At 47.2% G+C, this 24,978-nt stretch carries 18 protein-coding genes; 4 read left to right on the forward strand and 14 right to left on the reverse strand.

Annotation, left to right across the window (positions count from 1 at the left end; translation table 11 throughout):
- Window positions 1-186 precede the first annotated feature (186 nt).
- The 5 genes from QHH26_11075 to QHH26_11095 form a co-directional block, all read right to left on the reverse strand.
- Window positions 187-891, reverse strand: a complete 705-nt coding sequence (locus QHH26_11075) for a DUF1559 domain-containing protein (GenBank protein ID MDH7482496.1) — start codon at window positions 889-891, stop codon at window positions 187-189.
- 95 nt (window positions 892-986) lie between these two features.
- Window positions 987-1,823: a prepilin-type N-terminal cleavage/methylation domain-containing protein gene (locus QHH26_11080; protein ID MDH7482497.1), complete on the reverse strand. Its 837-nt coding sequence runs from the start codon at window positions 1,821-1,823 to the stop codon at window positions 987-989.
- Window positions 1,824-2,135: 312 nt separating this feature from the next.
- Window positions 2,136-2,873 carry a 16S rRNA (uracil(1498)-N(3))-methyltransferase gene (locus tag QHH26_11085; GenBank protein ID MDH7482498.1) on the reverse strand — a complete coding sequence of 246 codons (738 nt, stop codon included), beginning with the start codon at window positions 2,871-2,873 and terminating at the stop codon, window positions 2,136-2,138.
- 226 nt (window positions 2,874-3,099) lie between these two features.
- Window positions 3,100-3,474, reverse strand: coding sequence for a response regulator (locus QHH26_11090; protein ID MDH7482499.1), 375 nt, complete (start codon window positions 3,472-3,474; stop codon window positions 3,100-3,102).
- A gap of 138 nt (window positions 3,475-3,612) precedes the next feature.
- Window positions 3,613-4,950: a GGDEF domain-containing protein gene (locus QHH26_11095; GenBank protein ID MDH7482500.1), complete on the reverse strand. Its 1,338-nt coding sequence runs from the start codon at window positions 4,948-4,950 to the stop codon at window positions 3,613-3,615.
- Between the two features lie 158 nt (window positions 4,951-5,108).
- Between QHH26_11095 and QHH26_11100 the strand changes: the two genes are divergently transcribed.
- The 3 genes from QHH26_11100 to QHH26_11110 all read left to right on the forward strand — a co-directional run bounded on the left by QHH26_11100 (window position 5,109) and on the right by QHH26_11110 (window position 8,068).
- Window positions 5,109-5,846, forward strand: coding sequence for an isochorismatase family cysteine hydrolase (locus QHH26_11100; protein MDH7482501.1), 738 nt, complete (start codon window positions 5,109-5,111; stop codon window positions 5,844-5,846).
- Between the two features lie 13 nt (window positions 5,847-5,859).
- A complete protein-coding gene (locus tag QHH26_11105) occupies window positions 5,860-6,222 on the forward strand; it encodes a DNA polymerase ligase N-terminal domain-containing protein (protein MDH7482502.1) in 363 nt (120 codons plus the stop codon).
- A gap of 319 nt (window positions 6,223-6,541) precedes the next feature.
- Window positions 6,542-8,068: a tetratricopeptide repeat protein gene (locus QHH26_11110; protein MDH7482503.1), complete on the forward strand. Its 1,527-nt coding sequence runs from the start codon at window positions 6,542-6,544 to the stop codon at window positions 8,066-8,068.
- Here the strand turns inward: QHH26_11110 and QHH26_11115 are convergent.
- From QHH26_11115 to QHH26_11140, 6 genes are all read right to left on the reverse strand, one after another.
- Window positions 8,062-9,597, reverse strand: coding sequence for an MBL fold metallo-hydrolase RNA specificity domain-containing protein (locus tag QHH26_11115; protein MDH7482504.1), 1,536 nt, complete (start codon window positions 9,595-9,597; stop codon window positions 8,062-8,064). The two genes, QHH26_11110 and QHH26_11115, sit on opposite strands and share 7 nt — an antisense overlap.
- A gap of 88 nt (window positions 9,598-9,685) precedes the next feature.
- Window positions 9,686-11,182 carry a GAF domain-containing protein gene (locus QHH26_11120; protein MDH7482505.1) on the reverse strand — a complete coding sequence of 499 codons (1,497 nt, stop codon included), beginning with the start codon at window positions 11,180-11,182 and terminating at the stop codon, window positions 9,686-9,688.
- A gap of 198 nt (window positions 11,183-11,380) precedes the next feature.
- Window positions 11,381-12,031 carry a hypothetical protein gene (locus tag QHH26_11125; protein ID MDH7482506.1) on the reverse strand — a complete coding sequence of 217 codons (651 nt, stop codon included), beginning with the start codon at window positions 12,029-12,031 and terminating at the stop codon, window positions 11,381-11,383.
- A gap of 161 nt (window positions 12,032-12,192) precedes the next feature.
- Window positions 12,193-13,629 carry an aspartate ammonia-lyase gene (locus QHH26_11130; GenBank protein MDH7482507.1) on the reverse strand — a complete coding sequence of 479 codons (1,437 nt, stop codon included), beginning with the start codon at window positions 13,627-13,629 and terminating at the stop codon, window positions 12,193-12,195.
- Window positions 13,630-13,653: 24 nt separating this feature from the next.
- Entirely contained in the window at window positions 13,654-14,373 is a 720-nt protein-coding gene (locus QHH26_11135) for a BON domain-containing protein (GenBank protein MDH7482508.1), read from the reverse strand.
- Window positions 14,374-14,484: 111 nt separating this feature from the next.
- Window positions 14,485-17,802: a lectin like domain-containing protein gene (locus tag QHH26_11140; protein MDH7482509.1), complete on the reverse strand. Its 3,318-nt coding sequence runs from the start codon at window positions 17,800-17,802 to the stop codon at window positions 14,485-14,487.
- A 177-nt stretch (window positions 17,803-17,979) separates the two neighbouring features.
- Between QHH26_11140 and QHH26_11145 the strand changes: the two genes are divergently transcribed.
- Window positions 17,980-18,624, forward strand: a complete 645-nt coding sequence (locus tag QHH26_11145; GenBank protein MDH7482510.1) for a hypothetical protein — start codon at window positions 17,980-17,982, stop codon at window positions 18,622-18,624.
- 17 nt (window positions 18,625-18,641) lie between these two features.
- Here QHH26_11145 and QHH26_11150 read toward each other — a convergent pair whose 3' ends face one another.
- The 3 genes from QHH26_11150 to QHH26_11160 are packed head-to-tail and all read right to left on the reverse strand — an operon-like array spanning window position 18,642 to window position 24,783.
- A complete protein-coding gene (locus QHH26_11150; protein ID MDH7482511.1) occupies window positions 18,642-20,723 on the reverse strand; it encodes a sulfatase-like hydrolase/transferase in 2,082 nt (693 codons plus the stop codon).
- Window positions 20,724-20,751: 28 nt separating this feature from the next.
- Window positions 20,752-21,783 carry a LacI family DNA-binding transcriptional regulator gene (locus tag QHH26_11155; GenBank protein ID MDH7482512.1) on the reverse strand — a complete coding sequence of 344 codons (1,032 nt, stop codon included), beginning with the start codon at window positions 21,781-21,783 and terminating at the stop codon, window positions 20,752-20,754.
- A gap of 48 nt (window positions 21,784-21,831) precedes the next feature.
- Complete coding sequence (locus QHH26_11160; protein ID MDH7482513.1) at window positions 21,832-24,783, reverse strand: beta-galactosidase; 2,952 nt, start codon at window positions 24,781-24,783, stop codon at window positions 21,832-21,834.
- Window positions 24,784-24,978 lie beyond the last annotated feature (195 nt).

Raw genomic sequence — 24,978 nt, forward strand, 5'->3', positions numbered from 1 at the left:
CTTTCAAATGCTATCTTCTACTTTAATTTTACTACAAAGCTTCTCTTTAAGCAAGCTTTTTTTTGCAATCTATGGCGATTGGGACGCCAGTAATTGATTTTTCAAGTTCAAAGGTCTAAGAAAAAGGCGGGCCGTACCCGGTGCCCGCCTTTTTCTTAAATTATTGCCAAGTTTACGTTCATTCCATTAATTATTGGCCGGCTTCGGACCTTCTAACCTGCACCATACGTTTGGCCCACCTGGTCCTGTGCCGTTATCCCTCAGCATGTAGCGCTCATTTGTCATTGCACTTACATGACCGTCTATCCAAAGCACATTATTTAGGCCGTTGTGCCTACCCGGGGGAGCAACGCCATCCGTTCGAGTGGGGTATGGTGCGAAGAAGGTTCCCTTCTGAGCCGCTCCCCACCATGTCTCGGCTATGCGGACAGTCTGCGCCGGATAGTGTACCTTTGAAAGCGGAACAACTACAGCGGTTTTCGGGTCGCTCATCCATCCACCGCAGAAGGGGTTCATGCCATATGAGCGTTCCGCAGACCAGGATGCTACTTCATCCTCCACTGCGCTTGGGCACTTAAATACTTTGCCCAATTTGCCTTCTGTATCCATTGTGTCGCCCATTATCTGCTTTAGATATGGGTTTAGCAGTGTGGGCCACATGCCTTGCCCCCACTGGAATGGAGCGCCGTAAGGAACGAGGACGTCATCCCAGTCAGACTGGTACATTTCGGCGGCTACGCCGAGCTGCTTTAGATTGTTGGCACAAGTTGTCTGCATTGCCCTCTCTCGAGCTTTCGCGAACACAGGGAATAGGATTGCCGCAAGAATGATAATAATGGCAATTACGACCAGCAGCTCAATTAGGGTAAAACCCTTCTGTTTACCAACCATTTTATTCCCTCCCATCTGTCCCCGTATTGTCTTGGGACTATTGGAGAGCAGGGAATGGGTTGGGCTTGAACCATGCCCTGCTCCCTAAAAATTAATTACAATCTATCCCACAGCCTGTTATCTGGGGCTTTTCCTTGTTCGCGGTTTCTTGGGTCCTGGCTTCTATTGCCATACCAAAGACCTGCAGCAACAAGTTCTTGGGTGTCGCGCGTTGAGGTGTGCCCATCACACCAGGCGACATTGGTTTTGTTATTGTGCCTTGGCCTCACGTACTGATTCGCAGAAATTTGCGATCCCTTAGTATTAGTCGAGTCAGGGTTTGGTGGGACCGGGTCAACGAAGCCGTAGGGCGGAAATGCCCATACCGTTGCGTTCTCCACTAGCAGGATTGTCTCAGATGGGTTCACTATCCGTCCCAATCTGGCGGCTCCCCAGTTGAACTTGTAGCTTCCTGCATATGGGTTGGTTTTGGTATCACCAAACTTATACGGCAAACCAAGGAACAGGAAGTTATATCCGTAGCTAGCTTGGTCAGGTTGTCCTCTGCGAAGATAAACCTTCCAAACTTTGCTTGCATCGGGGCATACAAAACAACCCCTCAGTACGCCGTCTACTACCTCTCCCGATTTTACATAGGGATCAATCCGAGATACCCAGGTCCGAGAAAGGAAAACAGGATCTGCGCCTACTAAGGTATAATCCCCATTGTACCTATCCCTAGGTATCTCTGTGCAAGGGAAGCGTTCGTCGTAGTCCGATGTATACATCTGGAACGCTTTGGCAAGCTGGTTCAAGTTGGACAAACACTGGCTTGATCGTGCCTTAGCCCTTGCTGATAAAAACACGGGGAAGAGAATCGCGGCCAAAATAGCAATGATTGCTATGACCACAAGCAACTCAATTAGGGTGAATCCTTTCTTTCGGTTTTTCATTTTCACCTCCTCCTCCTAAATCAGTTGATAATGCGGCGGGTGCTTAGAGCAAATGTTATACTCCTCACCACCCTTGGAGCGCGACTAGTACAATTGCTAGTTTTTGCTCCTACTTCCTCTGACGATGTAACCACATCGCAGAGTTCCATAGGATGGTGATGATCTCTTCAGGAGCAAGAGCATGCTAATGTATACGTTTTCATTAGCTCCCAGCGCAATTTCCCCTTTCTCGTAGTCTACCAAATGTTTTTTAGTTTGTCAAGGAAATTTTTGCCTGATTAGAAACTACTTATAATCTCGTCGCAAGTTATTCTACGTACCAACCAAATTGTATATAATCAACGCACTTCCTACAATAGCCGCCGTTTCTGCTCGCAGAATTCTTGGCCCAAGCGACACCGTGGTCGCTCCATTTCTTTTTGCGATATCAATTTCTTCTGTTGTGAAGCTCCCCTCCGGACCTATGAAAAAGGCAACTTCATTTACTTTTTCTATGTTTCGAACCGCGGCCCACAGGGTTACTTCTTTTTCTTGCTCCCATGCAATAAATCTTCTGCCTTGGTTTTTTACCCGAATTATTGCATTCTCAAACGAAAATGGACCCTCCACGCTTGGCACGCGGGTTCTGCCTGATTGCTCGGCGGCTTCTCTGACGATTGCGCGCCACCGTTCAAGTTTTGTGTTCTGTTTGTCTTCGCTTATTCGGCGCACTGAGCGCTGGGCTTGCACAATCAGGAATTCTGATACGCCAATCTCTGTGCACTTTTGCAGTGCAATGTCCATTTTCTCGCCTTTTAAAAGGCTCAAGCCAAGCGTTAGGCGAATGCTTGGTTCGGTTTTCGGTATTCGGCTTTCAAGGATCTCAACTAAAACGCGGTCTTTTTCTATTTTCTGAATTCGCGCAACGAACTCCCTGCCGGAACCGTCGAACAGGGCAATAAGGTCTCCAACTCTTAGACGTAGGACATTGCGTATCTGCCTGTGCTGGCCCCCACTTAGCCAAGCTTGGTTATCAAAAAACTGCTGAGTCGGTACATAGAACCGATGCATGTCCAGTCTCGTGAAGACCTATTTAGGCGCACGCGCTCGTTTGTTGCTTCCTTTGGCTGGTGGTTTTACGAGAGATGCTTATTTGTGTAATCGTTTACACCACCTAGGGCACTTTTCGACACCTCCCAAGGAATATCCTTCATCCTGCGGCGGGTTGAAAAAATTTTTTTTCGCTTTTTTAGATTCTCCCCACCGGCCAGCGGTTGGTGTTTATTCTAGCTCTAAGTTAAGCAGCTTTCTCTATTTCTAGCACGTCAAGAATGGCAAGGACGTCAGCCATACTGAAAGGTTTTATTAGACAGGCAAACGCCCCTAATTTCATTGCTCTATCGACCAGCAAATCGCGGGGGTAAGCGGTAATGATTACGACTGGCGTAGTAGGGTGAGTTTCTCTGATGCGCTCGAGGGTTTGCGCGCCATCCGTGGCAGGCATTCTCAAGTCTAGGAAAATTACGTCAATTTGTTTCTTTTTAAGGAGTTCCAGGGCTGTTTCAGCATTCTGGGCTCCAAAAGTCTGATACTCATTGCGTTCGAGAGCCTCTGTGAGCAGGCTTAATACCTGAGGTTCGTCGTCAACAATGAGAATGCTCGGTTTTGCCATGCGCGTTTCCCCTTATCTGAGGTGTGATGTCTTAGGCGTATGGCCTCAGCTTAACACTGCACCCACATCGGTAATTATCGGCTAAAAACTCCTCAAACAAGAGGTTATAGCAACTAATTATCAGATTTTAGTTTAATTTCAAGAATTTTGCTTGAGGCCGAGAAAACCTATTTGTCTGTTGACCGCATCTAGCAAGGCGGCTGCAGCTGCTCGGTAGGCGTCTTGCTTTACTATGGAGCTGCCAGACACCTTAATTTCCGCTTGCGGGGTGATAATAAGCGCTGTTACCAGCACTATGTCGTCATTAATGCCGTTCTCAATTAGGTTAATGCTGTCAACAACCACGCCATATCCTGCTGGGAGGAACTTGCAAACAGCTCCTGCGGTGGCGTCGGAAACTAGGCGCAATGCATTTCTTCCGAGCGCAAATCCGCTACATGAATGTCCTTGCACAACCTCTCCTTGGGCAAGTTGAACTTCTGCGGTTGCGAGTGACCCACCCTCCCAGGAGAAGTTTAGTGCACGTATTCTTAACCTAGAGCGTGACAAATCGATTGCAGGAATTTCGGCGGCTGGCGGCGTCGGCGCAGATTCGGGCTCAGCAGTCGCAGGTGGCTCGGCAATTGTTTTTTCACCGTTGAGCGAGGCTACTCCCAATTGCTTGCTTTTTGCTGCTGTACATGCTTTGCTGGCGAGGTTAATCAGATTATCAAGCGTCGCCTCATAGTGAACGTCTTCTCTTTCTTTTGTTCGCTTGCCTCCATGAACTCCTATCGAACCTGTAACAGGTTCCGGAAGGTCGCCCGGAGGGGTCTCGCGCAGCTTTTTCTCTAAACTATCGGCGAGTTCTCTTGCTTCTTTGCTATTTCGAAGGGTGACTATTACGAACTCGTCGCCCGCGTAACGGCATAGGAAGTCGGTGCCCTCATCCGTGCCGGACGAAAGGATTTCAGCCACATGGCGAAGAACTTTGTCGCCAGTTATGTGGCCGTATTTCTTGTTGAAGTCGCCGAACTTGTCTAGGTCTATGAAAATGACAGTTATCTCCTGCCCTCGCTTCAGGGCGGCAATTCCCCAATCACGCATTGCATCAGACCTGGGCAGTTTGGTGATTGGGTCGAATGATTTTCCTAATTCGGGCAGAAGGTCGCCGCGCGTCACAATGCCAACTAGCCGGCTTTCCTCCATCACGAGTAGCCGATTTGCCCCAACTTTTGCCATCAAGTCGGCAGCGTCGGCAACTGTCATGTCGGGAGGAACTGGCACGTATTCCTTATCCATAATATGTTGAACGGGCACATCTTCGTCTTTGCCAAGCAGGTCTTGATAGTCAACAATTCCAAGAACAACGCCGTTGTCGACTACAGGCATGCCCCCGATGTTGTGACCTTTCATTAGCATTATTGCAGTCTTTATTTTGTTTGAAGGGACAAGTTGGATGACATTGGTTGTCATGACGTCGCGTACTGTCTTCATATTGGCTGGAGCTTACCTTTCCGAAATTGAACTTCTGGGGAACCCCAAATGCAGTATATCATGCAGGACAGGAAATGTGTACTCGTATAAATACTTGAAAGTAGGTTTCAACTGCGGATGGGGTAAACTTTAAAATAAAACGCTTGGAGGCGGACCTTATGGAAATCCTGGAATGTCAAGGTACTAATGAGTTTATTCGCGGGCGTGAGGAGTTCCTTGCTTTTCTAAAGGATTGGATGGACCGCTTGCCTGAGGCGCGGATGAAGGATATAGTTGAGGCGGCTGGCGGGGCTGAAAATGTCGCGATTGTGTGTGTTGACGTAATTGTTGGTTTTTGCGGAAAAGGCAGGCTAGCCAGCCCCAGAGTTGCGACTATCGTTGAGCCTATTGTTGAGCTTTTCAAACTCGCATATTCGCATGGCATAACGAATTTTGTGCTGCCGCAAGACCAACACCCAATTGATTCGCCGGAATTTGAGGCGTATGGACCTCATTCGATTGTAGGGACGGAAGAGGCCGAGACAATGCCCCAACTTAAGGCGCTTCCATTTTCCGACCTTTTTGTCGTCCTTCCAAAGCAGAGCATAAATGCGGCGATTGACACGGAATTTCCCAATTGGCTTGAGAGGCATAATAATATTAAGCGTTTCATTGTAGTTGGTGACGTCACCGATATATGCATATATCAAATTGCAACCCATTTGAGGGCGAGAGCTAATCAGTTTAAAATGGACTACGAAGTCATTGTTCCGGAAGACTGTGTGGATACTTGGGACACACCAGTAACAGTTGCAAAAGAAATGGGCATAATGCCTCATGATGCGGATCTTTTGCATGCTGTATTTCTATATCACATGGCTCTCAATGCTATACAGGTCGTGCGGAGAATAACATAAAGGATGATAAATAATGAGCCGATTTGTTGTTCAAGAACACCATGCTTCACATTTGCATTGGGACTTCAGGTTGGAGATGGACGGAGTGCTCAAGAGCTGGGCAGTTCCTAAGGGGCCTCCGGAATCACCTGGGATCCGGCGGTTGGCGGTCCAGGTGGATGATCATCCGCTGGACTATATAGATTTTGAGGGTGAGATAGCAGAGGGCGAATATGGTGCTGGAACGGTAACTATTTGGGACCGCGGCTACTTTGAACTAAAAGAGCGCAGTAAGGATAAGATTGTTTTTGACTTGCATGGAGAGCGCTTGAAGGGAGGATATGCGCTAATACACATGCGAGGCAACCAATGGATTATGCTCAAACGCAAAGATTAGGGATGTGCACAAGACGAAGCGGAGAGTTGCTTTCGGCGGAAGATGAGTGTGCAATTTTTTAGCTTTCTATTAATTATCTTCTATCAGTGGCTAGCATTTAGATGCCGATATGTGAAAGATTTAGGCAGTTTTACATCAGCATTTAAGATTAACCTTAAATCAAAGGCGAACCCCTGCTGGTCTTTCTGCGACTAATCAATAATTTATATTAGGTTTTGTCACCCCTCTGATAGCCGTTGCGGATGAACATTTTTACAAGGCAAGAATTTTGCTTTCGGATACCGTTTAAACCTGTTATACTTAAGTAGGGGGAAGTAAGATGAAGGCTTCGGGTACATCGTTTGCCCAGAGATTGCTATGGTTAGGCCCGTTTGTTGTCGCTGTTGCCCTGGGAATTTTGGTTTATCTCCGGGCTGTGAACGGGCCATTCATCTGGGATGATGAAGTTTTGGTCCAGCAGCTTGACATGCATACAGGCGAAGGTTGGTGGCAAATATTCACAACTGGGTTCTTAATTGACCCTTCAGGTGGAAAAGCTGCTTTCTACCGCCCAATAATAGTTGCCTCTCTGCTTTTTGACCGTGCACTGTGGGGTGATAATACTCTTGGCTATCATCTTACGAATCTATTCTTCCATGCAATTACAATTCTATTTGTTGGAGTTTTGACCTGGCAGATTCTTCGCAGTCGCATTGCCGCAATTGCGTCTGCGTTCTTGTTCGCTGTTCATCCAATCCACGCTGATTCTGTATGTTGGATTTCTGGCCGTACCGATGTGATATGCGCAGCATTCCTTATCCCTGGGATATGCGCATATATGGAGTATTATCGCAGTAAGCGTCGGGTTTTTCTGGTGCTTTCACTTGTGCTTATTCTTCTTGCGTTAATGTCGAAGGAACTTGCGGTCCTGTCGCCAGTTTTAATAGCTCTTTCGGCGTGGGCATCAGGGGTTAGAGATTATCGGAAGTTGCTTAAAGATGCCATACCGTACGTGGTACTTGCAGTTGTCTTCCTGGGTGCGCGGCATTTTGTTTTGAAAGAAGCAATGGCTCCATCGGTTCTTGTGCCGCCGAAAGCGCGTGCGGCAATAATAGGCTTTTCATTATTTGCACATTTGCAGATGCTTTTGCTACCTTGGACCGCAAAGCTTGGCTACGGATACTTGCCGAACCAAATCATCAACAATACTAGCCTATTGCGCGGTGCCTTTGTATGCGCACTTGCGTTTTGTTTTTGGTCAATCAGTCTCACTATGCCCATACTATTCTTTGGCATGGCATGGTTCTTGGTGACAATTGGCTTGATATCTGGTATTACTGGGCCATATCTAGCAGGTTTGGTAGCGCAAAGATTGCTATATATCCCTTCTTTTGGGTTAGCTATCGTCTTTGGGTGGCTAATCGCCAAGGCAGTGGAAAGCGGTAAATATGTGCGCTATGCAGGCTTGGCTTTGGCTCTTGGTGTAATAGTTGCCTTTTCGTTCTTAAGCGTCAAACAGTCGGTTTTATATACTGACGATGTCATATTTTGGCAGCGATTTATTAAAGATGTTCCTCTCAACCCCGCCGCATATTACAACCTTGGAGTCGCATATGTGTCGAACGGCGAGCCAGAAAGGGCGATTTCTTATCTCCGAAAGGCAATCAAGCTTGCCCCAAGCATTGCAATGAACTATTATGCAATGGGACAAGCTCTGAGTCAGTTAAATAGGGTGGATGAGGCAATTTCATATTTTGAGAAGGCGGCACACCTGGACCCAAATAACGAGATAATCCAACAAGGGCTAATGGAAATCTATGAGAGAAAACGTGCTGAAATTGGGTTGCCAGGCCAACCTCATCAATAAAGATTAATTGGTACCCCCACTTCGGGAACTTTAACTTGGCATTTTCCTTTAAGGGAATCGTTAAATATCGAAAGGTTTTTCTCTTCGGTGTGGATGGGTATGACAATCTCCGGTTGGATTTCTTCTATCAATTTTAGTATATCAGCACCGTTTGCATGTCCGGAAACATGAAATGGGTTGCCCTGGTCGTCGTCTGTGCCACCGAGAAATACCATATCGTATTTTTCCAACCAGGCTTTTAGCCTTTCTTGGTCAATTTTCATTTCTTCATTAAAAGCCTCGCACGACGAATATATCCATATTGAACCAGCGATGGGCTTAATCAAGGCTAGTTCGTTTACGTCAAAGAATCTGAAGCAGCAAATGAACTTATCTTGGTTCTTTCTGACGTCTTTTGGTTCAATAAGCTTATGTTTATATTCATCTTTAATTGATTTTTTCCAATTGGTTGTAGTCGCCTCAAACTCAGAATAGATTACGATGTTGTCGTCATCAAGCGATGGAATGTTAGAATCTACAAGCCTCATTGCCCTTATGAGGTAAGCGTCTTTCGTTAATATTGCCAATTTTCTGTCGGTTTCTTTGGCAATTTTTAGGAAAGCGTTTAGCCTTTCTACGTTTCTTGAATTAAAGTCAGCAACCACTAAACCTTCCGCCTTTTTTACCTCTTGAAGAGCATTATTATAGACATCTTCTTCGGTTCGCTTAGTGTTAGAGTTGATGCGTGTTCCTTCGATTATTAGCGCGCGGGGCTTGAGTTTTTTTACCTTATCTGCAAAATCCCATGTACAATGGCAAGCTGTTCCGTGGCATCGCAAATCGCCTGTGTAAACCAACCATCCTTCACTTGTTTCTACTGCCCAAGCTGATGCTCCATAAATTGAATGGTCTACGGAAAAACGGTAGATATTCAAGTCTCCGCACTTTGAAGATTTTATGATAGGCTTCGGTTTATGTGCCTTTCTAGACGATGGGGTTGAGTTCCAGAATTCTATTAAGTTTTCATTAGGCTCTTCATCAGTAAGGCAGTAGGGTCGCGAAACGGTTGGTTGGTCTCTAGCAACTTCGAGTTCGCCGGTAGGTTTTTCCCTGCGTTCGGAGATATATGAACACTCGTTTCCCATGCCAATATCTTGGCACGCTTTTGCGAGTGCTAGGGTCATGGCGGAGCAGTAAATTGGGATGTTACCCTTTACATAGTGAATACTGCCAAGATGATCTAGGTGGCCGTGTGATATAAGAATGCCGTGCGTTTCTCCGATATCGTGGATTTCTACACCTTCCCAGGGATTGGCAATGCTGGATTCTAAGTCCTCACGGTAAAGGTTGCTGATGGGAGGAATTAGCCCCATCTGGATTGGTTCATAAAGGCCTAGGCAAGTTTTTGGCTGTAAGTATTCTTCATAAAACTTGCCCATGTGGGAAACGTTGAGGCCAAAGTCGAACCAGAGCCCCGTATTTTTGTCTTTGAGGAAAATCTTATTGCCGCCGATGCACCCAACACCGTCGAAGCATGTGATGGTCGCCATGTTTGTTGCCTCCGAAGGTAGCATCCTCATGCTATAACTTCGGCAACAATTCAAGAAGTTCCTTTTATTGGTTGCAATAATGCTAAGTCTAAGATGCAAATCGAATCTTTGGGGAAGAGGCTGGATTGAAAGCAGAGGAGAGGTCGGCAGCTAGAGACTTTTCATATAGCTGAGCATTTGCGATTGCCACTGCAGCTGCGGATGCAACCGTCTGGAAAAGACGCATTTTTTCGTCATTCAAAGGGACATGTTTGTTGAAAAATAAATTCAATACACCTAGGGCGACATCTTGATATACCAGCGGCACTGATACGGCATAACCGCTGCTTGCGGCTAGAACCCTCCAAGGGATAAACTCAACATCTGCGAAAACATCATCTACAACGACTATGCGCTTTTCTCTGAACGCTTTTGCTGTATGGCCGGAATAAAATCCTGGCCTGCCACTTCCCTCTACGTTCTGCGGCTTCCTAGGGTTTAGGGGCATTTCAGGCAAACCATATGTCGCATAGGTGGTGAGAGTTGTTCCTTCTTCGTTAGCAAGCATGACCGAAGCATATGTGGCAGAAAGCATTCTAGCCATGTCGGAAACCATCGCTAGCAATACTACGCGAAGGTCGAGTGTATTTGATAAGCTTGATGACATGTAGTGGACGGCTTCTAGATGTGAAATCCTGGCGTGTGCGTCTGAGTATGACGCACCAAACTCTTTTGCCATATAAATGACCAGAAGGAAGAAGCCGCAGAGCCTAAACAAATGTGCTAGCCACCACATAATGCTGTAATCCAGCCCAGATGCGGCATCAGCCATTTGTGAGAGTGCTATGAATGAGCCAAAGACCATGAGCGAACGAGTAAAACTGTCTTCTCGCTTTGCATAAGCATTTGCGCCCACATATAGTGCGGCGAATGTGGCAGTCACTAGAAGTGCATCGTGGAGGCTTTTATTCGCTAACTGTTCTTTGAAGTTTTGCCAAATGCCGCCCAGCCCAAATGGCAAATTTTCCTGCAACTTTAAGTTGCATCTAGCAAGTATGGGTAGACAGACTGCGAGGCATATGGAAAGTGATAAGCTGGCAATTATAGGTCTCTTGCCCATCCGGCGCACGGTTTCGAGCTCTTCCACCTTTTCGTCCCTTGCTGCAGCTGCAAGAAGAATGGCGCAGGCAATTTGCCAACCTATACAGTAATAGTTCACAACTCTTTCGATGATTGAACAGGAGATTGGATTAATTAAGCTTGCTATTCCATGTACAATAAGCGCTATGCCGGCGCCGCTAAAAGCAATTGTAGCCAAAAGGGCTCTGCGCTCACCATTTACATAGTAGTGAATCCACATACAGTAAATGAGGCCAAGGTCAAGAAGCCCCGCATAACCTTCTGTGAGCGCATGTACCCCTGGGTTAGAGTATATCCATCCAAACAGGGGCAAGTCCCGAATTGCCCAAATCAGCGCGCCTAACGCAGCCGAACATAGAATCATCCTGACGGCGTATCGTTTTGCAGGCTGTGTCTGCTGAATTAATATGTCTTGCTCGGCTTCTATTTCGGGAGCTTTCTCAATTTCAGGTGACAATACTTCCAATCTTGTGTCACCCTTCTTTGTAATGTGTGATGGTTTCCAACCAATTTGATTATCGGTGATTGTGCACTGCCTACTTAGGATATGCACCCATTAAAAAGTATCAATGGGTGGGTATTTTGTGGTGGGGTAAAGCTAATTAACAAATGAACCCCACCGCATGGTGGGGTTCATACATCTAGCGAAAGTTTTTAATTAAGCTTAAGGCATGCCTGGTAGGAGTGGAGGGAGCGAGATGTCACCGATTCCCATACCTGGAAGGTAATGGCGCGCTACATCCATCGCTTCTTCTACGCCAGCTGTCGTTTTTTCGAAAGTGCCCTCGGGAACCTGTCCGCTGATTTCCGCCACCAGCTGGTTCATAAAGGCTGATACATCGGGAGGCTTATTTCGCTCAATTTGGTCAAGCATGGCTTCGTAATCCATCGCATAGCAGGTAAATAGTGTATTCCAACCAGCTTTTGTGCGCTTTTCATTTTTGTATACTGCTGGCAGGTGAACAGTCATTATCCTGCCATCCATGGATTTGTACTTAAACCGAAGTATTTCAGTCGCACTGCCATCCCAGTTTTTAATTTTTACGACCTTTATACCTGAGGACACGACCTGTTTTAAGCCATAGACTGGTTCCGTTGGAGTCGGAGGAGGCACCGAAGCTATGGATCCTGGTTGCGCACTGGGATCACCTGGTGCACCAGTAACGCTGCTCTGAGCCTGGCTTGGTGGTGGTAGCTCAGCGGGCGGGTTTTGTGCGCTAATCTCCTGCTGCCAGTAAATGAAAACTCCCAATCCTGAGAGGAGAAGGCACAATGGGATTAACCAAAAGTAGTGCTTTTTGATTATGAGCGACATCTGCGTACCTCCCACAGTGAGCACCTTGGGAAAATTGCATGCGTATGATTGCGAAGGTCACATAATTAATCCTTAGGCGCTTGTGTATGGTTAACTTATTGTATATCATAACATCCCTGTTTGTCAAGCGTCCAAGAACTGGAGTGAGAACAGGTTCTGTGCTAGGAGGTATCAGGGATTCCAGGTTCGGTTAGGACATCCGGTTTTAGGAGCCGGTCGAGTTCCTCAGGGGTAAGGAGGCCATTTTCAATGATGACCTCGCGGATGGATTTCCCTGTAAGAAGCGCTTCTTGGGCTACCATTGAGGCAGCTTGGTAGCCAATTTTTGGGCTCAATGCGGTTGCCAGCCCCAAGCTATTCTCTGCAAAAGTGCGGCAACGCTCCTCGTTTGCTACCATTCCGCGGAGGGCTTTTTCCGTAAATACCGAAACAGCGTTCCTTAGAATTATCAAAGATTCGAATAGGTTGCGTGCTATGACTGGTGTCATTGTGTTGAGGTCGAGGCGGCCGCTTCTCGCCGCATGAGCAATGACCGAGTCGTTGCCTATCACTTGGCAGCATACCATTTCAAGCACTTCAGCCATCGATGGGTTGACCTTTCCTGGAATGATTGAGGAACCTGCCTGAGCGACAGGCAGGTCTATTTCGGCAAAGCCTGTCATTGGTCCTGAATACATGAGGATTATGTCGCCTGCTATTTTCATTAAAGCAACTGCGGTATCTCGGACGGCTCCCGAAATATCGAGAAAATCATTTGCACTCTGGGTAACTTCGACCCAGCTTTCTGGTGGGCGAAGGTCTTCCATTTCGGTATATTCTTTTAGTTCATCCAGGGCTATAACTCTATATGCAATTGTGGAGTTGATTCCTGTGCCAACGGCAGTCGCTCCGATATTGAGTTCCTTTAGGCTCTCCATAGCTATGTGAACATGGCGAGAGACCTTTCCGATGGTAACCGCGTATGCGGCTAGCTCTTGGCCGAGGCGTATTGGCACAGCGTCGCGAAGATGCGTGCGTGCCGACTTTAGCACATGGTCGAATTCATCTGCTTTGCTCCAAAGAACGTCTTCAAGCTCTGAAAGCGATTCCAAAAGTCGGTTGCCTAATTTTAAAGCAGTAATGCGCATAGCAGTTGGAAAGACGTCATTGGACGATTGTGACATATTAACATGGTCATTGGGATTGATTACATCATAGCTTCCTTTTGGGAGGTTAAGCAATTCGAGGGCACGGTTTGCAATCACTTCATTCATATTCATGTTAAGCGAGGTGCCAGCCCCGGCTTGGAACACGTCTACAACAATTTGGTCGTGCCATTTGCCATGGATTATTTCGTCGGCGGCATCACGGATTGCTAAGCCAATGTCTTCGTTTAAACGGCCAATTCGCATGTTTGCTACTGCCGCGGCTTTTTTTACCATTGCCAAAGCCGCGATGAACTCGGGGATAGCTTTCTGTCCGCTTATTGGGAAGTTTTCAAGAGCGCGAACCGTATGAATCCCGTATAAAGCATCTGCCGGAACTTCTTTTTCCCCAAGCCAGTCGCGCTCGATGCGGCTGTCAGGGTTTCTTTCTTTCTCGTTCTTATTCTTGCTCATAATTTCATTCTCCCGCTAGTCAAGCTATCTAACAAAAAGGAGATTTTGGACGTCAACAACACCAGGAGTGAATCTGGCGATTGCTTCTGCTTGCTCAACCTGCGTAAAACTATCTACAATCCCGTTGAGGGTAACTATGCCATTTTTGACCGAAATATCTATCTTTTGGTTTGCAACAAACGCATTTTTTCTAAAGCGATCTTGCACATCGGCTAATATTTCCGCGTCTGTTCGAAAAATCTTCGGGCGCACTACAATTTCATTCTTTACGTCTATAACGCCAGCAACCAAGCTGGCAGCCAATCCAGCAATTTGTTTTGAGTAGCTGTTGTTGAGGGTGCCGGTAAGTGTAACGACTCCGTTCTCCACACGAACTTTTATTGCGGAGATTTCGTCCTTGCTGAGGTTGCCTTGGAGTGCTGTGCGGATTTCTCTAAGAATTTGATTGTCAGTTTGCTTCTGCAAAGGCACAACGGTTATCTGATCAACTATTTGCTCAACTCCAATTGTCCTCTTTGCAAAATTGAGTATGCTTTGTTTGGTTTGGAGTTCGGCAACCTTGCCAGTGATTGTGACAACTCCGTTTTGAACGTTAACTGTAATGTCATCAAGGGGCCTTAGTTGGGGCTTTATTCGACTGAGAATCTTCTCTTTAATTTGTGTATCGGTTATATTCTGAGCTTGAGCGCCCCCTGCAAGCATGCATATCAGCAGAATTATCAAAATTGTATGCGGAAATTTCATTGGTTCAATTCTAAAAATGAACTAGTGCTTTATTCATATACCCTGGCGAATAAAGAGCAAAACTAAAAGCACAAGTGCATGTGAATGTTCTTATTGGGGGCGTTGCAGCGTTTAGTCGTATACGACAATGTCGGATTGAACTCGCGGACGAAGAAGACGGTAGATATCCGAACCTGATTTCCAACATGAACTTATGCCAGTAACCACCACATACTTGCCTACCTCAGGAGTTGAAAGACCACTGCGCAACACGCGGATGCCTGGATAGCCAGACGCATCCATTATTCCCGAGCCGTCATCTATGTAAAAATAAGAATAAGATGGGTTGGAATAGGTTACTCGTCCCGTCGTGCAAACGAGGAGGCCTATGTTGCATGTCTGAGGAGAAGGTTTGCCTATCTTGTCACACACTCCCCGCTGGCCTGCACCAGTTATTGGGTCATAGTTCCAATCGCCGCCGCCTAGGTCGCGGTTTGAAAGCAAGAGGGGTTCAACTGTGCCGGTATTATCGGGGGGCGGCGATTGTTCGGCTGTTATTGCTTCTATATACCTTTCGCCATTTGAGTTTGTCTTCATTGTGCCGACGACATTAACCCGCATTCCAGTTTGGAGTCCATGATATGGCTTTGAAACGGCAATTCCACATCGGCGGTCGTCAGCTTCGATATAGAAAAGGCTGGACCATGAGGCAGAGATAATTGCCCTATCGATGGCAACTATTTCATCATTTGGCAAGCTCTTTGCGGTTTCGATTCCAATTCTGGGAAGCATGGTGAATCTAATCGCTTGATTGTTCGAGAGCAGTGTACTGCCATTATAGGAATACTTGCATGCCATGTTTCCGGATGAGTTTTCGATTCCAATTGTCGCACTTCGTCCTGCTCCGCAATTAGTATCGTCAGGCTGGACCTCGAGATACTGGAAGACTATGTCGTTCAAGTTCTCATATAGAACAACTTGGAATGTGAACGGCTTTGAGGGTGTGGAGTAGTGGGGTACGCCAACCCAGCTTATTACAAATCGGCGGTTGGGCGAAGTGCCTTCAGTGCCAACCTTCACACTGCCAGCGGCAGATGGGTCTAAATCATCCCAATAGGGGTAAAGTACTGCATTTGGTGCGGCCGGGTTAGGTATATCCGTGTTCGAAAACGCATCAAGGCCATTGTTTAGGAACCCTATCATACCGTTTGCTGCCACATAAAGTTGAGTGTATGCTGTGCCGTAAAAGGTGAAAGTAAACGGTATTGTCAGGGCTGGGGTAACGCCGTCATCGGAAAGAGTATATGTTGTATGGTTAGTTGGGTCTATCCAATTTATTGGTATGGTTTCCATGCGGTAGTTCTTTGCTATTTCGAGTTTTACGTTTCGGGTTCCGCCACCATCGCCATTAGTTGTGTTTGTAAATGTCACCGTATCATTGTAAATCCCAACCGGCAGGGTTGCCGCCTCTGCCCCGATGGATACAATCACGTCCTCGCTTGCCCCGGGCTCGAGATTACCGGAAGTTTTGGAAAGGGTAATCCATGACGCTGTCTTGGTGGCATTCCAATCCAGGCTTGAATAGCCGATGTTGGTTAGGGTGTAGGTAATGCTGGAAGGGTAAAATGGTCCACCAGGTTCTCCTATTGATTCGAAAGCGGTGTCTGGGCTTACCCGTAGGCTGCCATCTCGCACAGTTAGAATGATATTTCGAGTGGTGCTACCTACGCCATTGGTTGTGTTTAGGAAAGTAATCGTATCGGAGTATACGCCGGCGGGTAAGCTGTTTGCATTTAAGTTAACCGAAGCCACAACGTTCGTACTTTCGGCAGGTTCAAGAGTGCCATTTTCGCTGGATAAACTAACCCAAGGCTGGGTCTTGCTTGCGCTCCAATTGATGGTTAAGTTGCTGTTGTTTGTTAGAGTGTAGGTGTGGCTTGGCGGGTTAAATGGCCCACCAACCGGTCCATATGAGAACGTTTCTGAAGTTGGCGTGACCGACAAGCCGATTGCATCTGTTGTAAAGGCTTTTAAGCAGACGTTCGCATTGGAAACGTAATTAGTGATGTCATTCCATGATGTTCCATCGCTGCTAACATAACTCTCGCCGCTGTTTGCTGTTGCAGCGCTCGAGTATCCTGGGAATGGGTGTTCGTATGGAATCGGCCAGTTGTACTCGGGTGTCGTTAGCTTTACTACAACCGAGAATTTTTCACCAATCGTAAGTTGAACCGGCGAATCCAAGGAGATTGTTTGGTACCCGGCGTTCGCTAGACTGCCAACCTTGCTTGCGACAGGGCCACTTGGGTTGATTGGTCCGGATGTTGGGTTGAGGTAGATATATATTTCGTAGCTGGAGTTTGGCGAAGCAGCATAAAAACTAACGGCCGCGAGATAATCGCTAGTGGCTGCAGTGAAGACATTAGCAAACCAGCCAGTTGTGTTGCCGTAACCAAGGCTTGATACCCAGCCGAGGGGGTCATATTGATAGACTTGTTTGAAGTTAGTTGTTGGCTCTGCAGAGCGGAAGAGAGCATTATCGGTGCCAATGCAAGTGTCGTAATATGAAATATAAAGGTATCCGTTCGAACCCCAGCTTGTGCCCCAACTATTTTTGATGATGAAGGCGCCATTACCGGGAGGGGTGATGTAGAAGTTGCTTGCTGGATAGTTGTCATCCCATCCCACAATGCACACCGCATGGTTGCTTACTCCCATGCCGTTGAAATAGTATGCGCAGGTCGAGGAATTATAATAGTAGGAGCTCCAATAGAAGGTTGTATATACCGCTCCATAGGTCATTACAGCCTGCTTAATGTTGTCATTGTCGAGTGGTCCCGCCCTGTCTGGAATAAAATCAACTGCTTGGACATGTTTTCGAATTGCAAGCCCTGTTGGTGATGTGCAGCTTGAGGCGTTATAGATATCGTCTCCTTCGATGATTGGGCCATTCCAGCGCGCAAGATATGCTGTTGACATCCAATGATTGCCGCCTGCACAGCATGTTGGGTCAAAGCCATGTTGGTTCTTTAAGTTATTCTCTGAAAAATCCCATGTTTCATTAGGAAGGAGGCAAGACTCCATTGAGCCATAAGTTGCGAACGCCCAGCAGCTTCCGCAGGAACCTTGGTCTCTTATTGGGGTAACCTTCCCGAGATTTCGCAGGTCAAATGACGATGGGAATCCTACTAGAGTGCGAGCGGTTGAGATGCGTTCTCCTTTAGAGTGTGAAAGGTCGAGTGGCGGTGGTATAAGGCCTGTTGCGATGCTTTGGTTGGCTTCGGAACTCACCAGAGCGGTCTCTTGAAAATATCTCAGGAACGCAGGATTAGGCGGGGCAGTCGTGGGGATGCTTTCTGTTTGCGAGCTGGCAGGGGCTACGGCGTTCAAACAAAGCAAAATTAAGGAAAGAAAAACTGCCCTTTGTATTCGAGGAACTTTAAGCCTCATTTGGGCCTCCTCTTCATTCTTACCCTAACCTATCTAGTTTATATCGCTACTGCCTTTTTGTCAAGTAAGCAATCAGAAAACTAGTATAAATATTTGGGTATTTATGCTCTAAAGTTTTTCCTGCGCATTGCCAGAATGAAGGTTGAGCGATTTCTCGTTCGTTGAAAGGGGATCCTGGTGAACATTTTACTGCGCAGGATATTTGCCGCTTTTGTATTTGCCGGCATGCTCATCGTCTTGCTTACCTTAACGGCACACGCCCAGGGTTGGAATTCTGCGGTTACAAGTGGCCTTACGTCAGTAACTTGGAAATTTGCTGAAGGTGAATATACATGGACTCTTTTTAATAACTCCTCCCTCCCTGGAGATGCTTGTCGTGAGTACGATGTTTTGATTTGGGAATTAATTCCTTTTCAGGTGGAGGAACCACTTTCTTGGGTGGCTCCTGAAGGCTGGACATGGAGCGGCAACAAATTTAAAATCGCAGACTCAAGCAAGAAATACTTTACACCATGTGCAATAGGGCCAGGGCAATCTGCTGTCTTTAGATATAAACCAAAGCCCAACGGTAAGCTAATCAACAGTAATGGTCCGCAGCCAGTTGGCTTGGCATTCGTTACCCATGTTGCAGCGGTTGTTTCTGGGTCGGGAGCGCTTGACGGCAGTCGCCCTTGGATTCCGAAGTTCACTCAGCATGGCTCAACATGGTTTGATGAATCGAATATGGCGGCAGTTCCTGAACCAGCAGGCTTGGGAATTCTCGCCTTTTATGTTGGGGCTTTTACTTTATATTCTTTATATTGGAGGAATCGCTTAGGATAGGCAATAGCCGCCAGCCATCATTCAATTTTGTGTTCTCCTGCCCAAATGCGCACATACTCAATTAGCCCGCTATATGGAATTGATTTCGAGTAGCTGCCGACCAAGCTTCCTGTATCCATACCGATTTGTAGACCTTCGTGCGGTTTGGCAGGAAGAAGTCCCGCATTCCCCGTGGATGCAACTAGCTTGCCGTCTACGTACAGCTCGATGCCATGTTTTCTAATGGCTGCCGTGAGGCGTACCCAGTCGTTGCCTATTGGGTTGTTCCCTGCAATTTCCGTTAAGGTTTCCTCTGACCTCAATGCAAATCGAGGGATGCCGCCATCGAGATAGAGGGAGTAGCCAAAACTTGCGCCTCCCTGAGCAATGACGACGCCTTCCTTGCCTTTGATGAGCGCTTCAATTGTCCATGGCGTCATGCAAGGATTGAGGGCGGGTGAACTTGAAACGTCAATATAATCCCCTTTTTCAAGCTTGAGGACTTTTCTGCCGCCTTCTTCTACAAATTGTCCGCCGTGTAGAATGCCCTTGTTTCCATGCCCAGACACATCAGTCGCATCGCCGCGAGCAAAGTCAAAGGAAAGCACAAGCCCCTCGATTACCTTAGCTTCTTCTATGGGCCCCACTGGCGGCGCTCCCAACTGTTTACCTTCTGGATATTCTGTTTCCTTCTTTAATCGCTCAAGCTCAGCACGCATTTCCTGTAGTTTCTCCAGATGTGCCGAATCTAGAGCAAGGTTGCGAACCTGAGTCGGGTCATTTCGAAGGTCATATAGCTCCTCAATATCGTTCATATCGGGATAAGAACAGTATGTCCAATCTTTTGAACGAACTCCTAGCATTAAGGGTATTCCTGCTGCCCATTCTTCTCGGAAATATTCGTATAGGAATGACTCGCGCCACTCACTTTTCTTGCCTTTTAGGATTGGTAGGATTGAACGCCCCTGCATTGTTTTGGGAATGTCTACTCCTGCTATATCAAGGAGTGTTGGAGCAAGGTCTATGTTAAGAAACATTTCTTTTCTCTTGCTTCCAGGTTTTATTATCTCTGGGTAGCGCATAAGAAGTGGGATGCGAATTGATTCTTCATATATCAATCGCTTGTCTCCCAAGCCATGCTCGCCCATGAAGAAGCCATTGTCGCTTGCAAAGACAATAACGGTGTTATCAAGCTGACCAGTCTTCTCAAGGGTATCAAGTACTCGTCCCACGCTTTCATCAATAGCTAGTATCGTTCTGTAGTAATCTAGCCGCCTTGGCTCGCGAGGGTTCCATTCACCCCGTTCGACCTTTTGGGGGGCGGGCTCTTTCAGGCTTGCAATCCACCGCTCTCGCCTGACTCCGAACGTAAACGCTCGCCGCATCCACTCGGGTTTGTCCTCGAACGTGTCCTTGTAGCTTGCGGGTTCTGGAATCTCGGCGTTGGGGAATGCGTCTTTGTGCCTGGGCGCAGGGGTAAATGGACTATGAACTGCTTTGTGTGCAAGTATCATGCAGAAGGGCTTGCTCCTCTTGCGTTTTAGCCAATTGACGGCGTAGTTGGTTAGTAAGTCGGTCATATAACCTTCTGCTTGAAACTCATGTCCGTTTTCGTTAAGGTTTGGGTTTTCGTATATGCCCTGAGCCTTAAAGCTGAGCCAATAGTCGAAACCTGGTCGGGGGTCAGCCTTCGGTTCCATATGCCACTTGCCAATGTATGCTGTTTCATAGCCGGCTTTTTGAAGGAGAAGAGGGAACGTTGGACATGAGGGGTCTGGGTCATTAGCTTCATTATTCACAACGCCATGCCTATGGGCATAGGTGCCAGTTAAAAATGAGGCGCGGCTTGGCGAGCACAGCGCAGTGGTTACGAATGCGTTTTCAAAGTGAGCGCCTTCACGAGCGATGCGGTCGAGGTTTGGCGTCTTTAGAAATGATGGCCGGCCCATGAAGCCCATGGCGTCGTATCGCTGGTCATCGGTTAATATAAATAGGATGTTTGGTCGCTTTTCCCCGAATGCAGGTCTTGATAATGAGAGCCCTGTTGTAAGTGTTCCGATGGCCGCGGCTCCTTTTACGACGAACTCTCGTCTAGTCATTTTGCATGATTGTTTGCCCATTATTGATTCCTCCTTTTTATTCAGACGCCTATGGAGCGGGACCGGTTGATTCTCGGATAATCAGTTCGCCGGGGATGTATATATTCGCTCTTTTGGCGTTTGGGTTGTTTCGCAGCCGCACAATCTCATTTACTGCACTTTCTGCGACCAAATCCGCAGAAAGGCCAACGGTGGTGAGGGAGGGGTGCCAGTACTCACCTTCATCAAACGCTCCGTAACCGGCGAATGAGATATCGCGTGGACATTGCATGCCCATGAACTGGGCGCAAGCCATGGCGCCAAGTGCCATAGGGTCGTTTATGCAAATTACGGCGGTGAAATTCAGCTGGCGGGTAATAAGTTCTTGAAAACCCTGAAAGCCGCCGTCAAAGCCAAACCCTTCAACATTCTGCATGAGGCTGGGGTCAATATCAATTCCTGCCTCACGAAGCGCCCGTTCATAGCCGGCGTATTTCTGCATGGTGGTCTTTATGCGAGAGATTGTGTCCCCGATAAAAGCTATGCGCTGGTGTCCTAGTTCGATTAAGTGCCGCGTTAAGGTGTAGCCGGCGTGTTCGCGGTCTGCAGCGACGCTTTCGATGTTTCCTTGGGCGCCCGGAAGAAGATCAATCACGGGCAACCCCTCGTTGGCAAGCTGGGCTAGCGTGCTCTTTTCGACTGCTGGCGAATCCCACAGGACTAATAATCCTTCGTGGTTGCTAATCATGCTGTGATTCAAAAATGACTCTGCCTCGGAATCGTTTTTAACTATATTTACAGTAAGCTGAAGCCCTCGCATTGTTGCTGAGCGGCTGAGCGCCATTGCTGTCTGCGAATGTGACTTAGCCATTTGCCAAGTAACAATTAGCAAAAGAATAGTATCGGTATGTCCGCGCTTGAGGGCTCGGCCTACTGGATTAAACTTATACCCTAATTCCTCCGCTGCAGCCCATACTCTGAGCTTTGTTTCTTTACTTATCCTCGAGGCGTGTTTACTGCCAGCGAGAACATATGACACTGTGGCGTGTGAAACCCCTGCTCTCCTGGCAACATCTTTAATTGTCGGTTGTGTTTTTGACATAGTTTTTGATTGAGTTTAAGAAAACTGAGTATTTATTTTCTACATATCTTATTGCCCAACTTCCGCTAGTACAGGCGTTACTGGTTTTAGTGTTCGCACCTTTGCCTGCCCACCGAGGGAAAGGAGATCTCGAGCCTGCAGAATTCTGGGGGACATTGGCTTATCCTCGGTAGTTTGTCTGCCTGATGAAACTATTCTTACGTCCACCGGTTTCTCTAGAAGGTTCACCATGTTTATGACCGTTCGACTGCCGATTTTGGCAGGGAGCCATTCCACTCCCCATACCGGTTGGTTGGTTGATGCATCTACAACGCGAATCTCGGGCAGTAAGTTCATATTATCAAGCAGTGAGAGCAGTTTGGGCCAGAGTTCTTTATCTGTGCTTGCATCGAGAGGAATAATCACCGCCTGCTTAGAAAGCTGGGCGACTTCGTTATCGGGAAAGTCGTTTCCCCATGGGTCTTTAGATGGTGGGTTACCGAAGATGACGCATTGGCTGGAGGGCGGCAATTTAAGGAGGCTTTTAAAGGATGCCTCTGGCAGGTGGGTTGCATTTGGAAGCATGATGATTTGGTAATCACTTCCCTTGCCGGCAGCAAGTTGCTTTTCTGAAATGAAGTCAATCTTTATGCCGCAGAAGTTCAAGGCTGTGTAAGCTCTGGACATTGCATCTAGATATTGCTGGTTTCGGGCGATAGAAGTATTTGACCACAAAATCGCCACCGGCGCCTTAACGTTCTGCAGAGCCGTAACCTCAGCTGCAAAACGGTTTAGGTCTAGGCATGTGCGCCCGACGGCCTCTGCGCACCCCGGTCGGTCCATCACATTGCCATAGAAGTCCGAACCTTTATCATATGTCTTTTCCCATACCCAAATAGTGGTTGCTCCCTGGCCGTGGATTGCTCCTTGCCAAAGCGCTGTGCGGAAGTTCTCTGGCTTGATGTAATAATTCGAGCGGTCTGGGCTGATGTGGTTTTCTGAATTGAATATCGGCTTCTTGTTTAGTGAGCGCTGTAGGTCATAGCCGATATTCATTGAGCCCCAGGCGATTGTCTCGCCGCTTGGGAACGCGTAGTTGTCATTGCCGTTAATTTGTGAAAGTTCGCCAAAAAGCTCTGGGTCAACGCCCCATGCGATTGTGTACCTCGAAAGGAGTGCCGAGTCCATGATTTTTGCGTGCACAGGAACCTTTGGAGCCATTTCATGAATAACATCTGCTTTCCATTTGTGCCAGTTTGCAAAGCGCTCTTGGTTGAACACGACATAATCGTAGAATTGCGGCGCGTCATACTGGTCATTCGCAGGGATTGGCACTTCAGAAAAGCTTGAAAATTGGGTCTTGTACCGTGCGTTCAGCGTTGCAATGTCGCCATGTACTTTGGCAAGATATTCTGCCCACATGGCTGGTGTGTTATCGCAGCCGGCGGCACGGTCGAAAATAGGCTCATTTGAGAGACAAAAGCTGTGGAGAGCCGGTTTGTCTTTGAATAGAGGGACAACCGTTCGAAGAAACTTCTCTATTATTTGTTTTGCTTCGGGTGCATCCACACAGTATCCAAAGAATCCACCGCCGCCTTTCATTAAATGTGGCCATTTCTGGTATGCCCAACCTGGGAAGTAGTGCGGCGAGAGGAGAATATTTACCATCACATTGTTCTTTGCCGCTTGGTCAAGAACATTCACAATATCTTGCGCAGGCTTGAGATTGACCTCATTTTCCGAGGGGAAAACAGCGCTAGGACCAATCTCAATTTGAATGATGTTCACGCCGTAGCCTGGCCAACGAGGCATATCTGTCCTCACTTGGCCAAAGTGCCCATAGCCGCAGAAAAAGACTGGACCTCGGCTCTTCTTGCCACTTGAATCTTGCCTATCGCCAATAAAGCTCAAGCCCTTTATCTCAACCTTACTCGTGCGATATCTAACAGCGTTTGGTGCAAGTTTTGGATTTTTGAGATATGCCTGCATCTCCGCCATGGCATTGTCGAGTGAGCGATTAAAATCGCCAACAGCCCAATTAGCCCGCGTTATCTCGCCCTTCTGTAAATCCATCCGTGCCAGCGGCAGGAATTGCTCAACCATGGTTCGCGTTACACGCGGATAATCGAGGGGGATTCCTTTCATCTTGCACTTTTTATAGAGTGCATCGAAATCTTTGAGTTTAGCTTCAACCTTGTCCAAATCGGCAGAAATTGCCGAACCGAGTTTCTCAATCTTTTTTGTTCCGGCAACAACCTTGCCTTTTTCATCCGAAATGGTTATGGTGCATTCGAGTTGTCTAACTGGTGCCTTGCCGCTGTTCCACTCCCATTCGAAAGAGTTTTCGCCCGGCTTTACTTGGGCGCTCTTTTTGAAAATGATTTCGCTCCCAGCGCGAATTGTAGCTTCGACGGTTGCTGTGCTTTTCCGTGTAGAATTGAGAAAGATAGCGACTGAGGCGGGAGCGTTGTCACCAATAACCGTGCCTGGCGCTAGAAACCAACCATTTATGCCTTTCGTTTCTAGTGGGGAACCGATGGGTTTGAGTGAAATGTCATCAATCGCTAGTTCATCGCATAAATTGACTACGTTGATACCAATGTTTAGGCTATTTTGGTCATTCTTTGTTCGAAACCTTGTGGATATTTTTTGCCAATCATAGCTACCAGTTGGGATGTTAAGGGTGTAAGAGTTCCAATCGGTGAAATGTATTGCGGATGAAACATTTTTTCCCCGAACCCATACGCTCAATTCATACTCAGTTGCTGGCAATACGCCGATAACCTGGAATAATCTGCCATAGACCTCAGGTTCGAGAGGGCTCTCATTATGGAAGACAATGCATTGCCTGCCTGAGTAAGGATTTTCCTTGCTTACAGCATATGTGCATTTGGCTCTGGAATACCATCCCCAACCTGCACTGCCTTCTTCGAATCCAGGATTGGCTATAACGGGTATTACACCTGCCGCGGCTAGCCTGGCGAGTGCTAGACAAGACAAAATTACTGTTAGAATTCGCATTTTTAACCTCCTTGATTGGCAATGCACGAAAAGACGAATGCCGGAAAAGTAAAAGCCCAAACTAGCATAACCTAGAGGTATGGTGATTCGTGTAACCAACAATACTCCCACTCGGTAAACTTGTCAAGCGTCTACAGATACTTGACAACTCTCCAACCTCACGGCTAGAATGGGGATGAACGGCTGGTTACACGT

This window comes from Armatimonadota bacterium, assembly GCA_029907255.1.
Classification (GTDB): domain Bacteria; phylum Armatimonadota; class UBA5829; order DTJY01; family DTJY01; genus JAIMAU01.

Coding starts and splice junctions, on each gene's coding strand:
- QHH26_11075 (MDH7482496.1), bottom strand. CDS start 891: ATGGTTGGTAAACAGAAGGGTTTTACCCTAATTGAGCTGCTGGTCGTA.
- QHH26_11080 (MDH7482497.1), bottom strand. CDS start 1,823: ATGAAAAACCGAAAGAAAGGATTCACCCTAATTGAGTTGCTTGTGGTC.
- QHH26_11085 (MDH7482498.1), bottom strand. CDS start 2,873: ATGCATCGGTTCTATGTACCGACTCAGCAGTTTTTTGATAACCAAGCT.
- QHH26_11090 (MDH7482499.1), bottom strand. CDS start 3,474: ATGGCAAAACCGAGCATTCTCATTGTTGACGACGAACCTCAGGTATTA.
- QHH26_11095 (MDH7482500.1), bottom strand. CDS start 4,950: ATGAAGACAGTACGCGACGTCATGACAACCAATGTCATCCAACTTGTC.
- QHH26_11100 (MDH7482501.1), top strand. CDS start 5,109: ATGGAAATCCTGGAATGTCAAGGTACTAATGAGTTTATTCGCGGGCGT.
- QHH26_11105 (MDH7482502.1), top strand. CDS start 5,860: ATGAGCCGATTTGTTGTTCAAGAACACCATGCTTCACATTTGCATTGG.
- QHH26_11110 (MDH7482503.1), top strand. CDS start 6,542: ATGAAGGCTTCGGGTACATCGTTTGCCCAGAGATTGCTATGGTTAGGC.
- QHH26_11115 (MDH7482504.1), bottom strand. CDS start 9,597: ATGGCGACCATCACATGCTTCGACGGTGTTGGGTGCATCGGCGGCAAT.
- QHH26_11125 (MDH7482506.1), bottom strand. CDS start 12,031: ATGTCGCTCATAATCAAAAAGCACTACTTTTGGTTAATCCCATTGTGC.
- QHH26_11130 (MDH7482507.1), bottom strand. CDS start 13,629: ATGAGCAAGAATAAGAACGAGAAAGAAAGAAACCCTGACAGCCGCATC.
- QHH26_11135 (MDH7482508.1), bottom strand. CDS start 14,373: ATGAAATTTCCGCATACAATTTTGATAATTCTGCTGATATGCATGCTT.
- QHH26_11140 (MDH7482509.1), bottom strand. CDS start 17,802: ATGAGGCTTAAAGTTCCTCGAATACAAAGGGCAGTTTTTCTTTCCTTA.
- QHH26_11150 (MDH7482511.1), bottom strand. CDS start 20,723: ATGGGCAAACAATCATGCAAAATGACTAGACGAGAGTTCGTCGTAAAA.
- QHH26_11155 (MDH7482512.1), bottom strand. CDS start 21,783: ATGTCAAAAACACAACCGACAATTAAAGATGTTGCCAGGAGAGCAGGG.
- QHH26_11160 (MDH7482513.1), bottom strand. CDS start 24,783: ATGCGAATTCTAACAGTAATTTTGTCTTGTCTAGCACTCGCCAGGCTA.